Genomic DNA, 13,980 nt, shown 5'->3' with positions numbered 1-13,980 from the left:
TTACATTGGCAATCAATTCGTTATAAAGTTTTATTCTTTTTACGACAGTCCCTAATTAGATGTGATTTTTATGGAAGGATAAGTTAACAGATGGGCGGTAAAAGCAGAACCCTAAAAGCTATTCCAACTTTTAGGGTTCATAAAGAATGGGGGGAATCCCATTATGTTTTAGGGAAACTTATTGTTTTATAATCGAGCTTGATACGGTTCCATTTGTCGTTTTAATAACAATTTGGTAGAAGCCGGGTGCAAGGTCTTTTACTTGCAACTGTCCTGAGGCTAAGATGTTTGACGAGAGTACCAGTGTACCGGTAATGGAGTAAACATCGGCCTGATAAGCATTGATTGCTCTGATGTAGAGTACATCGCTGACCGGATTGGGGTAGCATACAACTGCTGATTTTTCGGCATTGATATGGCTGATTGCACTAGATGTGCCGGAATATTGGTAGGCTCCCAAGTCGATGTTGAGGTCATCGTCGATGCAGGGATTACCGTCCAAATCGTAAGCTGTGCCTAAAAGGCCAGCAGGGTCATCGCCTGCGGCTATTAACGGAGAAGTGGAAGAAAGGTGGAAATCTCCATTTTCGGGATCGACAAAGAGCGGAGCTTTAGCATCGCCATTATCTTGATTATTGTCCATTGCCAATTTGATGCAGTTATCATTGATGACAATTTGTGAACCTTCTTTTTGAGATTCGGTGATGAGATAGTCGTAACCCCAAGTATTGCGTCCGTCGGCATTTTCGGTAAGTCCGATTGCTGTATTTGAAAATTCTACCGAGGCGCCCGAGGTGGCGTCGCAACGGATGTTGCCCGGTGTATTTCCCCAGAGTATCGTGTTGTAGAATCGCACGTTGCCTTTTTCGATGAAGATACCGCCAACTCGGTTCCAGTCGAAGTTGCCAGAGCCCACATTATTGACGATGGTGGTATTACAGAATGTTACGTCACCTTGGCTGCGCATGATACCAAACTTGGACGAGACGGTATTGTTGGCAAACAGACAGTTCGAGATGGTAAGGTCGCAACCCGCATAGGCCAGGATACCGGCCGTTTCGGTGGCTTTGTTGTTGCGGAAGATACAGTTGTTGAATTGAGCCGAACCGTAGACTTCGATGATTATGCGGTTCCCGGCACTAAGCAAATCGCAGTTAGCAATCTCCAATCCGTCGAAATAGACTGTGCGGGAGGTGCTGTTGCCTCCGACTGACATCATGGTGCAATTTGACGTTAAAACAGGTCTGATGGTTTTGTCGCGTTGGTCGAAGGAGGTTTCGTTACCTTTGAATCCGCCGTATAATTGGGCTCCTTGTCCCAAGTAGAATCCGGCATCGATAGTGTAGTTGCCTTCTTTAATCCAGGCCTCTACATCTACTTTTTTGGCTAATGAACTGATGTTGGCTCCATCTTCCCAGGAGGTTCCACTACCTGTTCCATTAGGAACGATGTAAATCACTTCGGCAGCAGCTTGGAGACCCCATGCTGCGATGGCTGCCGTTAAAAGAGAAGAAAGTAATCGTTTTGCTTTCATAGCTGTTAAATTTTAGTGAATGATTTTTATGATAGATCGAAGTCAATTATATATGGTTTAATCGTAGAAGTATTATGGTTTGTTTTCGATGATGAGAATCCCATTAGAAATTTTCCGGGCTCCTGTACTATCCGACGGTTTGTTTAGTAGAGGAAAGGAGGCCGATTCATCGGGTGTATCTTCTCTTATGATCATTGTAGAAGAACCACCTCCATCTAATGCAATGGCATCTGAGCAGTTTAGAGCCTGGAATATTGTAGCGAGATCGTTTAGACTGGCACCGGCAGAGTAGCCCGGTTGACGGCCATCGACAACTATTAGGTAAAGCGTTTTACCATGGTTGGCGATTCCAACACCCGTACGGGGATGACGTTCTTCTGCCAGACTAACCTGATCGTTTACTATTTGTTTTATCCCATCTCTGATTAAAAGGCCTCGTCCGCCAATTACATCTTGCATTTCGAAGAGACGAGGAAGTATATCGTCGACGATGCCGATACCTACATTCCCGTCTTTCGTCTTGTAAATCAATTCGGTGTGTTGGTTGTAATAAGATGTTTGAATAGCGAAACCTTCTTTGTAAAAAATACTCATGGGAACTAAGCCGCCGGGAACCGAAGTGGTTCTGGCCCAATAGTCGCCGTTGACACCCAACCACACGGTCTTACCATTGTTTTCGGCAGCTTGAGCGTGAACAGAGAGTATGGCATCGGGATTAGCCAATTCGGGTTTGTCGTTGGGGGTAGAGGCAACCCAGGTAACCTGGTTGAGATCGACTTGTGCGACAAACATATGGGTCCTATCACCGTTACTTTGGCAGTCGATGTCAAATATTGTTACTCCATCTCGTAGTAAATGGACAGATTCGCCATTTATCTTTTCAATAATACCACTTTTTTTGTTTAGCGTATTTGATAAGTTGGAGTAAGAACGCTTCGATTTATTCGATATTTGATGTACAGGGGGATAACTGAAGGTATTATCGACCATCCAGCGAGCTTTATACATCTTATAATTCGGTTTTTGAAAAATTACCTTTCCAGAGGAATCGATCAGGCGGTCGGACCACCACGACTCCGTGGGTTGAAGCATCATTGTGGACGTGTTGTCCGGTCCCGACGAGATGCTTTTAATTTCTTTCAGGCAGTAGCAGACGTTACATTGCCCGGTAATGAGGTCGTATTTGTATACCTTGCTGTTGGTTGTCCAGAAGAGAGCGCTCTCGCCATAGACTGGGAACAGATCGTGCGAGCCTTCCGACCCGTTTCCGGTGAGGCGGTATATTTCTTTCCGGTTGAAGAGGGCCGGGGTATCTTGATTGAAATTGTATTCATAGGATACCAGGCAGTTATTGTCGGTTGTATACAACAGGTTTTTCATACGGTCCCACACGACATTGTGGGCTGCCGAGACCTTGTAGCTATTGATAGCTTGGCCGGTTCCGAGTACCGTGTCGGTGCGGAATATGCTTATTTGTTGGTCGGTCGACGACGCCGTGACAATGTTTCCGTCGGGGAGCAGCTCGGCCGAGTGCGGGTTTTCGCCAGCGTAAGCATAGAACATGACCTTCTTGTCGGCAATTCTGATTAGAGCCACCGCACCTCCCGAAGCAGTTACAAGCAGATATTTGCCGTTGTAGACCGGTTTTACCTCACTGGGGTTATGAAACCATATTTGTTTGGAGGCGGGAATTGACGATGAGGCGGCCTCCCATTTCCACAGAATTGTACCATTTTCTTGTGCGATGACAAAAGCCCGATTTGATTGTTCGGCAATGGCGATTGTCTTGGAGTTTTGCGGTGTGCAACTACAAGCAATTGCAAAAGACGGGAGGATAAACGAAATAAGAAGTCCCGATAAGAGAACTATTTTGTAATGTACACACATGGTATTATTGTTGTTTTTCGATAACCAGAATTCCATTGGATATAGTACGAGCTCCATCATTGTCTGAAGGCCTGTTTATGATGGGAAATGTAACTAATCCGTCGGGTTTTACCTTTCGTACAATCATCGTAGATGATCCACCTCCGTCTAATGCGATGGCATTGGTACAGTTTAGTGAATGAAGTAACGAAGCAATAGCATTTAGGTCGAGACCTGAAGAATATCCTTGTTGACGACCATCGACAACAAGAAAGTAGAGAGTATTGTTTTTTTTGTTAATGCCTACAGCCGTCCGGGGATAGCGTATGGTCGATTGTGAAATATCATCGAATACGGTTTGTTGAACGTCGTCTTTTATGAGTAGGCCTCGTCCGCCTATTACCTCTTGCATGTTATCTAATTGGGGGAAAATATCGTTGACGGTGCCGATACCTATATCTCCACTTTTTGTCTTGTAGATAACTTCGGTATGCTGATTGTAATAAGTCGTTCGAATAGCGACGCCATCTTTGTAAAATATACCCATAGGAACCAATCCTCCGGGAACCGAAGAGTTTTCGGCCCAATAATCTCCATTGACTCCTACCCATACGGTTTTTCCGTTGCCTTCAGCCGATCCGGCATGTACAGGCAGTATGGCATCGGGATTAGCCAATTCGGGTTTGTCGTTGGGCGTAGAAGCTATAATAGTTACTTGATTCAAGTCTATTTGGGCAATGAACATATGAGTTCGTTCTCCTTCGCTTTCAAAGTCGATGTCATGTACGGTAACCCCATTGCGCAAAGAATTGATAGACTCATTATATATATCACCAATAATCCCGGTTTCTGTTTTTAGGGTATTGAGTAAATTGGAAAAGTTTTTTTCCTCTTCATCAGATGAAGTACAAGACATAGATATGGTGATGAGAGATAAGAACAACAATATGGAAGTCAGTTTATATAATTTCATAATCGATGTTTTTTAGTATTTAGAAATTTATCATTGAGGGTATTCATAGGCTCCTATATCGACTGATGATCCTGCAATACGATGATTCCCTGTGATGTCGTAGAAGATATTTAATGTTTCAATGGCACTGCTCAGCCCTTTGTCTATGCAGCTTGAAGAACTCCGAAGACTAAAATCTTCGGTTCCTGAATTGATGTTAGTAAATTGAGGCCCGTCGGATGCATCGTTGTCGGAAGATAAAGAAATCACATTACTCTTGGTTGGCTCTTGGTAAATGGCATCTCCAGTCTGTATAGCACAATTATATAGTTTTACATTTGAGTCGGAGTATAATTGGTGGTATCCTCCTTTGGGTCGAGTGTCTTTGTTGCCCCACAGAATGGTGTTGTAAGCTTCGGTTCCTTTATCCATTCGGATACCACCTCCGGCTCCACCTCCACCTTGGTTGTTGACGATAGTTACATTATAGAGTTTTGTGCCGTTGGCAACATGAACCACGGCTCCGGTAGAGCCTAATGAGGTGTTTCCATAGAAGAGGCAGTTTATAAGTTCGCAATTATCATAATATCCACCGGAGTTTTTCCCGTATGTATTGTTCCTGATAATACAGTTTCTAAGTCCACGCCCTTTGTATATCTCAAGCGGACCCATGTAATCTGATTGGCTATTGGCTCCTTCAAAAATGAATCCATCGATGAATACTCGAATTCCATTCTCATTGTTCCAGGCATTCATCGTCTGGAACGGACCTCCGATGATTCGTGATTTTTGGGAAAAATCCCGGTCTTTGCGTTTTACTTCATTCCCTTCGAAGCCACCGAAAACATTAACCTCTTTCCAGTTGAGGGTAGTGGTGATTTGATAATCTCCTTTGGCCACCCACAGTTCTTTCAATTTGGCATAGTCGGCAGCTGTCATACCTGCAGAAATGGTATTAAATGCTCTTTCCCAGGAACTTCCGTCACCACCTGCCGGGGCATCGGCTCTTACATATACTATCTCATTGGCTGCACGTTGAGCAATATAAATAGTATCGCAAGAGTTGTCGATATTCCCTTTCTCTCCGACAAGGATATAGCCGTAACGCTCATCATAGTCGAGGTTCTCGTCGATTGATACCGTTACTTTTACATCTGTCTTCTCGGTACTGTTTGTTGCCGGGATTGCACTCACCTTAATCCAGTTGGCCGAGCTTCGGGTCTCGGCTTCCCGATTGAGTGTAACCAGAAATTCGTGACTTTCGCCGGCTCGTTGTACGATGCAGTCTTTTTCTTCGGGGAGAAGAGCCCATGCCACCAGTTCGTCTCGGGTACTTTGGATAATTGTTAACTGATTTTCGACCGTACGGTTTTCGTCAAAGAGTCTGATGGATTGTTGGCGGATATTACCGGTTGTATTCATGCCGGCATGGATAACCATCTTCCCGTTTTCCGATTTCGAGATAGAGAAACCCTCACCAGAGATGGTTTCGAACTGCCAATCTTGTTCGGTGATGATGTCGACGATTTCGTCGCCGCCCTGACGGTTAAAATAGATAACCTTCTTGGGGAGTGTGATGAGGCTGCCCCGGCTCAGTTGGGTGACAGGTATTCTCTTGGAGAGTTGGTCCATCAGTCGTATTTCGATATATCCTGTACGGTTGGCCATTTCGGTATTCTCGGCAATTTCGAGAATGATGGAGTCGGGTTTAAGGGCATGGCCTCTCACTCGACGAATGTTTATCCAGTCGGCTTCGGTCTCGGCAAACCAGGGGTACGACGATTTCAGGTTGATCACTAGCCGTTCGGCCATGGGGCCGACCGAAATTTCGTCTTGAATAGTGAGTTCAGGCGTTACTCGGCGAACGATTCCGTCATCGTCGCACGAAATCATAGCTCTCATAAAAAAGGAGAGGAATAGCCCTAAAAGGAGATAAGAGAATATTTTGTTTTTCATCGTTTGTCGCTTTAATATGTTACTGTTCTTGAGTAATTATTAACCCATTCAAAACCTTTTGAGGTGTATTTTGAGAAAGCCTGTTAATCGTCTTGAATACAACACCCGAAGGGTTTTCTTCCCGTACTGAAAAAGTTGAGTATACACCATCGCTGAGATTGGTCGCTTGATAGCAACCCGCCCCTTGGCAGATGAGCATGGCGTCTCGGAGTCTGATTCCGGTAGAATATTCGGGAGTGCTACCTTCGACTACGAAAATATAGAACTTGGATGCATCTATATTGGTACCTACGAAAGTGCGAGCTTGGAGGGACATGGTGTTGTCATCAGCCAGAAATGCACCAAGATTTCCATCTTCCATAAGACGTTGTTTGCCTCCTATGGTATGTACTGCCTGCTGACGTAGAACCAGAAATTCTGAAACGGAACAAACCCGTACTTTACCGTCGCGAGTGACTACGACACAGTTGTCATACTTTTTCTCTGCGGTCTCTTTGATAGCAACGCCGTCTTTATAGAAGAGACCTTTGGCTTCGGTTGAATTAAATTCTCCCCCGTTAATGGCTAACCAAACTTTCAATCCGGCCTGTTCGGCACTCATGGCCTGTTCGGGTATTGTTTGTAATTCGTTGATTCCGGTCGTTTTATTGTTAGGAGACGATGCTGCTACTATGACATTTTTACTTAAATCGATGACCGCAATGATCATGCGAGTAGGTTTTTTCATGTACGTAAAAGAGAGGTCGGTGATTTCTATTCCATCACATAAATTATAGGAGGTTTCCGATTGGATACTTTGGATATATTCTACATGAGTTGCAATATTTTGCACCATAGGTGATTGGGCTCCTTTGGTGTCGAGAGCGTTGTCGTTTTCTCCACAACCGGTTATCGTTGTAATTATCAGGAGCGTTGTTAGTATACGGGTACTATGTTTTGCTAGTTGTTTCATAATCGAATATTTTCGGGTTGAAATATATTATTCCCAACCTGGGTTTTGAGGTAAAAGATTGGGGTTCAATGAAATTTCGTTTAGAGGAATGTTGAATAGATAATTCTTCTCGGTGAAATTTGGCTGATAGTCTATTCGAAGATCATAAGGCATGATAAACCCATCTTTGATAGGAACTTTGTCGGTGAGATAAGCCAATTCTTTAGCTGTATACATGTTGGATTTTGCTCCTCTCCTTGGACGATTTAACAAGTGTCCACAGTGCCAACGCAAGATATCCATGTATCGAAGTCCTTCGGCAAAAAGTTCGACACGTCGTTCGCGTCTGATTTCACGAATGAGGTAGGCGTTAGGGCCCTTGATGTCGGGATATTTTTCAATCATGTCGGGATCTTCACCCTCTGCCGGGGGAGTAGGTGATAGCATGAATGTCAGCCCGGCTCGCTTTCGGAGTAGGTTTATTGTTTTATCCAGTTCGGGATCTTCACCCAGTTCGGCTCCAGCTTCAGCTCGGATCAATAAAATTTCGGCGTAGCGGAAGATGGGGGAGTCGACACTACCTTTGAAGCGTAAATCTACATATTCGGCGGGATTATAGTATTTGGCAATGCAGTATCCCGTCGTGGAGGTTCCGTAATAGGGTCTGTCATCGGTTCCTTCCATGTAAGAGAAGATATTGGGCGCACCGCCTACTCTTTTCCCATTGACAGTTTTCCAAAGGTAGTAGCAGTCTTCGCCATCGGCTGGGTTGCAGATTGTTTGCAATAAGCGAGGGTCACGAAGTCTCATCTCTATCGAAGAACTCTTGTTTTTGTGACAGCTACATTGCGAGATGGGCAATCCTGTTTTTGCACAGAGGTATTCTTCGAAGCAGTCGCGGCTCATGCCATAATTGGATAAGGGTAAAGTACGGCTTATGTCATGGCCCATATTGATAGATGCGTCATATTCTTTGGAAAGAATAATTTCACTGTTCCCGGTGTAATTGTCTTGAATGAAAAGATTGTAATAGGGTTTATTCCCAGTGTTGTATAGGCTATATCCATATTCGGGTTTCATAAGTTCTCCGGCGGCATTGTAAGCCTCTCGGAGGAATTTTTCAGATCCCTCAAGATTCCGATACAGCCGCCATGTTCCTTCAAATAGGCAGACTCTTGCTTTAAGAGCAAGTGCGGCATCTTTGCTAACACGGGCTACATTGGTCTTTTTGGCCATTAGTTCTACGGCTCTATCTAGGCACATGAGAATAGAGTCCATGACTTCGTATCGAGAGTTTCGACCTTGATACAGTTCGGGACTATTAGTCGTCAGAGGTTTTGTATACCAAGGTACATCGCCGAAACGAACAACCTTGTTGAAATAATCCAAAGCTTTAAAGAAGTATATTTCTCCGGCATATTGGTTTTTAGCCGATTCCCCTGCTGGAGATCGCTGATAGTTGTTCAAGAATTCGTTGCACCCTCTGATAATAGACCATGACCATTGACTATCGGAGGTGGTGACGAGATTTTGTCCCCAAGCGATGTTATTGGCGCCGGTCGAATAGATATTATCCGATTGGCAGTCGATTGAGATGAATTCCATGGCTCCGTCGGTATTGGGATTTCCTTGTCCGATAATAAGTTTTGGATAGAATGTATTACAATATTGCTCCAAGGCAGAGGCATTTGCAGTCTCCCAATAGTGATTACTTTCGATTACATCCTCGGGCTTGAGATCAAGGTAGTCGTTACATCCTGAAAACAGGGGACTCAATAAAACAGAACAATAAAAAAATATTTTTTTCATAAGACTTGATACATTAGAAAGTGATGTTAATACCACAGGAATAGCTTCTCATAAAAGCATATTCTTTTCCAGAGTTGACACCGGTATTGTTGACCATATTATCTACAATATCGGGCGTCATGAATGGAGGAAGACTCGTTTTTTCCCATAAATTGAGTCCGCTGGCATATATCTTGACCTGCTCTAAGCGTAATTTGGAGAACCATTTCTTTGGAAGAGTATAGCTTATTGTTACATCTTTTAACCGGATGTATGCAGCATTCTGAAGATATTTGGTCTGTACCTGTTTGCTATGATTGAGAGAGGACGGACGTGGATAGTAGGCACTGGTATTTTCGTAACTCCACGTATTATCGATATGGTATTGGGTGATGTTTGAATTGTATATACCCCGTGAAAATCCCCAAAACAGGTCACTGTTGGTCCATAAGTCTCGTTTCCCTATTCCCTCGAACATGACTCTTACGTCGAAATTGTACCAACTGAATCCTCCCTGTAGATTGAAGTGGTATCGAGGGGTGGTATTCCCGATAATTTTTACGTCGCCGGGGTCAGAGAGAGTTACACTCCCTCTGTCTATTACCCCGTCGCCGTTAAGGTCTTTGTAGCGAATATCTCCAGGCTTCCAATTTGAGTAGATGAATTTCTGGACATAGTCCATTTCAGATGCTTCTACTTCGTTTGTGATGAATCCTTCGGTGACATAGCCCCATATTTCGCCTAACTTTTGACCTTTGTAGTACATGCCGCCTGCGATAGATCCCGTAGGATTATCATATTTGGTAATCTCTGCTTGATAGTCGGAAAGGCCTACCGATACATAATATCCGAATGGGCTTCCAAGCAGGTCATTGATATGGTCTCTCCAACTTATCTCTAGTTCCCAACCCGTTGTACGCATATCGGCGATATTCTCTTTTCCACCACTGGCGCCTAATACGGCAGGGTATGTTTTGGATCGTACCATACCGTTGACATCGCGTATATAGAAGTCGAAAGAACCACTCAATCGATTATTCAGCAAATTCCAATCGAGACCTATATTTTTAGAAATTACTTTTTCCCATGTGATGTTGGTGCTTGCTAGTGTGGGTTGATTGAGCCCTGTAATGATAGATCCGTTTATTACGTAATTTTGTAATGAGGAACTTAAGTAGCTGTAGTGTTGGTAGTAGCCATCGGTTACCTGGTTGCCTAAAGACCCGATTGAAGCCCTTATTTTAAGGTTGTCCAACCAATCTGCTGCTTCCATGAATTTTTCTTCAGAGATTCTCCATCCAATTGAGGCCGAAGGAAAGAATCCCCATTTATGACCAACAGCATATTTGGAAGAGCCATCATAGCGGCCATTCAGTTCGAGCAGATAACGCGATTGATAATCGTAGTTTGCCCGAAAAAAGAGACCTTGTACAGCCCAACTTTTTTTGGTTTCGGTTGTCGATTTGAATGTTTCGGCCATACCGGCAATAGGTAGTTCGTTGTCGAAGAGATCGGAGACTATAACTTGATTGGTCTCATAGCTTTTTTTCTCTTGATTGTATCCTACCATTATTTGAAAGTTATGATTTTGGGCAAACGATTTTTGATACTCAGCCCAGATATTGAATACGGAATATATTTCGTGTTCTTGGTTATTGGTAACGCCATTAGGGGTGATATTTTCTTCTTGTATGGCACCTCCTTCACGGTCGGGCATGGTTTGGTAAATGGTTTTTTTGTGAGCCTTTTGAGTATTGTAGTATTGGTTTTGAGTGAAATCTCCCTTTATAGAGAGTCCTTTAATAGGCTTTAAAGTAAATTGGGCGCCATACCAAAAGTCTTGAGTCTTATTGGTTTTCCTTCCCGATTCGGCCATAGTGCCAATAACACTGTTGACACCTTTTCTAATAGTTATGCCGGCATAATCACCATTCGGGAGGAATATAGGAACAGTAGGAAACATGCGATAAACTTCGTAATACCAAGTTTCGGATGAACTCCCTTCTTTATAGGGTTCGTCACTTCTCATGTCGTTGTATTTGAAATTTACGCCAAAATCGAGCCATTTGGTTATGGCTGTATTGTAGTTGAATGTCGCATTTAAACGAGAGTACGAGTCGTTTCCATAGCGGAAGATTCCGGTTTGATCTTTATATCCGAGAGATGCGTAGTAGTTGTTCCGTTCGTTCCCACCCGACAAACTTACATTGTGTTGTTGCATAAAGGCGGCTTGACGGTAAAATTCTTTCATCCAGTCGGTATTCGACACATATAGCCAACCTGGGTTGGAGGGTGTATTACGAGGGTCTTGAATCCCTTCGGTATCAACCATTACGCCGGGATTGTTAGCAGGATCGGCGATATGGGCATCGAGTAATTCTAAGAAACGGTCGCTGAAGTAATAGTCTCCCGGAGTCTCATAGTCCATCATTTGATTGACGGCTCGGCACCAAATATCGGCGCGAGGCATATCGGGTAGTCGGGCCGGGGTATTCCAAGAGAAATTGTTGTTGTAGTTGATTCGTATTTTCTTATTGTTGTCACCTCTTTTGGTTGTAATAAGTATTACACCAAAAGCACCTCTTGGCCCATATACGGCGGCCGTAGAGGCATCTTTGAGTACCGAAATGTTATCGATGTCCTGAGGATTGATAAGGGACAAATCGGATATTTCGACCCCATCGACTAAAATGAGAGCACTACCACCATTCAGAGAGGTATTTCCTCGGATGTTGTAACTGGCAGCTTGGTTGGGTTGTCCACTATTGAATGTAATATTGAGATTAGGAATTACACCTTGCAGACCTTGGGCTACATTTGCAATAGGGCGATCATTTAGAATATCACCAGATACAGAAGCGACAGCTCCTGTTAGATTCAGCTTTTTTTGTGTGCCATATCCTACTACTACAACCTCATTTAGAGACGAAGATATTTCTTTTAAAGTAATGTGTATAGAGTTGTTTGACGGGGAGACCTTTTGTGATTGAGTTTCAAACCCTACATAAGAGATGGTTAATTCGGCTTCTTTGTCCGAATCTATTTCAAGATGGAAATTTCCATCGATATCGGAGATGGTACGCTCTTTCCCATTGGCTATAAAGATATTGACCCCAGGTAGAGGGTCGCTGTTTTCATCGACAATACGACCTGAAACAATGTATCTGTTCGGCTCTGTTTCTATAGGGGTACTTTGAGCTGTCGTTCGGCTCTTTTTAGCTACAATGATTTGTCTCCCTTTTATAGTATAGGTGAGATTTTGTTGGGGTAATATCTTATCCAGAACTTTTACGACAGGTTCATTCGTGACTTTGACATTGATGCGGACATTGGGGTCGATGATACTTTTGTTGAAAAAGAAGATATATCCACTTTCTTTTTCAAGGGCATGAAAAAATGTAACTAACGAGACATTCGATAGGTTTAATGTTACCCCCTTTTTAGATTCATTGGCAACGGAGAGGAAAGGTAAACTTATAAAAAAGCAAAATAATAATGTTTTCTTTAAAATAAGTGTTAACTGATTGCCGGTCGTTTTTAACCGCAAATTTAATTTCATATCTTTGGATAATTAAAATTAGTGAATAACAAAACGGTTTTTTTACTAATTGTTAACCGGATAGTATCTAGCCCATATTATCCGGCTTTTTATGTGTTTTTGCTGTATTATTCGTTGTTCATAGGCATTAGTAGATTGTTGTGTTTATATTAGTGTCGGATATTAGGGCTTGGGATATACTATTATTTTTTCTCCTTCTCGTCGATAGGCGAGAGGCACTGTATAAGCAATTGCTTCCAATACGTCGTCAATCGAAAGGTTCAAATCCATATTTCCATAGCAGGTATCGTTATTTAGCGAGGTAATACCTTCGATAGGTATATTGTAATAGCGCGAGAGTGATTTGAGTATGTCGTGTAACTTCATATCATTGAAGTTGATGATATCGTCTTTCCAACAGATGTAAGGTGTTACATCGACATTCCTTACATTTGTTTGTCCGCATTCATAAGCTAGTCTCTGATTGGGTGAGAGTTTGGTACGGCTTTCGCCGGTTGTAACTTCTACACTCCCTTTTACAAGGGTAACTGACGATTGTGTATCGATATGATAGTCCGAAACATTAAACTTCGTACCTAAAACTTTTACTTCGATGCGATTGGTTTTTACGATGAACGGGTGATTTACGTCTCTTCGCACATCGAGGTAGATTTCACCATCGACATATAAGTGCCGATTCTCTTCGAAATCGGATTTATATATAACTCTAGAACCCGAATTGATCCATAAGGCCGAGCCATCGGGTAGCGTCATGTGTGAGCGTTTTCCGTAGGGTACTATTATTTGGCTGTTAGTCGTTTTGGATTTTGCATTTATGTTGGCAACTTGTACATCATCGACCATGATTACTCCACCTTTTTCAATTGATATACTTGCCATTGTTTTGTCGACATTGATAGATTGATTGTCGTCAATGATAATTTGAATGTTATTTCCCATTTCTACCGAATCGGAGAGAAGGGCTAGGCAAGCATCGGGAGTTTGTACAAAGTACTCTTTTGATAAGAACCAAACACTTGTAGAGAGTATGAGCCCTATTGCTATACTGGCTGCAATTCTCCATTTCTTGAAACTACGAGATCTTTTGCGCTTTTTCCCGGCTCGTTTGTAGATATTGTTGAGTAGATCGTTTTTGTAAGAATTTATGAAAATGTTCTTATCGGGAGTTATTGAGATACTACGTATCATGGAAATAGCCAAATCTATTTTTCTCTCTTCTCCCGGATATTTTTTCTTGTAAGCTTCTAAATCAAAATCGGATTTTTGAGGACCATACTTTGCCCACAGAAAAAGTTCATCGTCGAGAATGAATTTCTCTATATCTGTAAATGTATGGTCCTTGTTCATCTTTTTATGTTTTCTCGCTTTAGAGAGGTCCTTTCATATAGAAGACA

At 42.8% G+C, this 13,980-nt stretch carries 8 protein-coding genes; all 8 read right to left on the bottom strand.

Going from position 1 to position 13,980, the window contains the following annotated elements; genetic code table 11:
- Positions 1 to 178: 178 nt before the first annotated feature.
- Entirely contained in the window at positions 179 to 1,534 is a 1,356-nt protein-coding gene (locus Q1K76_RS10775; protein WP_258327837.1) for a T9SS type A sorting domain-containing protein, read from the bottom strand.
- Between the two features lie 72 nt (positions 1,535 to 1,606).
- Entirely contained in the window at positions 1,607 to 3,481 is a 1,875-nt protein-coding gene (locus Q1K76_RS10770; RefSeq protein WP_300133260.1) for a DUF6528 family protein, read from the bottom strand.
- Positions 3,426 to 4,373 carry a phosphodiester glycosidase family protein gene (locus tag Q1K76_RS10765; protein WP_258327835.1) on the bottom strand — a complete coding sequence of 316 codons (948 nt, stop codon included), beginning with the start codon at positions 4,371 to 4,373 and terminating at the stop codon, positions 3,426 to 3,428. The genes Q1K76_RS10770 and Q1K76_RS10765 overlap by 56 nt, the downstream gene beginning before the upstream one ends.
- A gap of 30 nt (positions 4,374 to 4,403) precedes the next feature.
- Positions 4,404 to 6,308 carry a BACON domain-containing carbohydrate-binding protein gene (locus Q1K76_RS10760; RefSeq protein WP_298662338.1) on the bottom strand — a complete coding sequence of 635 codons (1,905 nt, stop codon included), beginning with the start codon at positions 6,306 to 6,308 and terminating at the stop codon, positions 4,404 to 4,406.
- Positions 6,309 to 6,327: 19 nt separating this feature from the next.
- Positions 6,328 to 7,260, bottom strand: a complete 933-nt coding sequence (locus Q1K76_RS10755) for a phosphodiester glycosidase family protein (RefSeq protein ID WP_300133258.1) — start codon at positions 7,258 to 7,260, stop codon at positions 6,328 to 6,330.
- Positions 7,261 to 7,287: 27 nt separating this feature from the next.
- A complete protein-coding gene (locus Q1K76_RS10750) occupies positions 7,288 to 9,048 on the bottom strand; it encodes a RagB/SusD family nutrient uptake outer membrane protein (RefSeq protein WP_300133256.1) in 1,761 nt (586 codons plus the stop codon).
- Positions 9,049 to 9,061: 13 nt separating this feature from the next.
- Positions 9,062 to 12,586: a TonB-dependent receptor gene (locus tag Q1K76_RS10745; protein WP_258327831.1), complete on the bottom strand. Its 3,525-nt coding sequence runs from the start codon at positions 12,584 to 12,586 to the stop codon at positions 9,062 to 9,064.
- Positions 12,587 to 12,748: 162 nt separating this feature from the next.
- Positions 12,749 to 13,933: a FecR family protein gene (locus Q1K76_RS10740; RefSeq protein ID WP_300133253.1), complete on the bottom strand. Its 1,185-nt coding sequence runs from the start codon at positions 13,931 to 13,933 to the stop codon at positions 12,749 to 12,751.
- Positions 13,934 to 13,980 lie beyond the last annotated feature (47 nt).

This window comes from uncultured Barnesiella sp. (genome assembly GCF_946496565.1).
Lineage (GTDB): Bacteria > Bacteroidota > Bacteroidia > Bacteroidales > Barnesiellaceae > Barnesiella > Barnesiella merdigallinarum.
The sequence above is the reverse complement of the archived record's forward strand: the minus strand, read 5'-3'. Positions and strand labels throughout refer to the sequence as shown.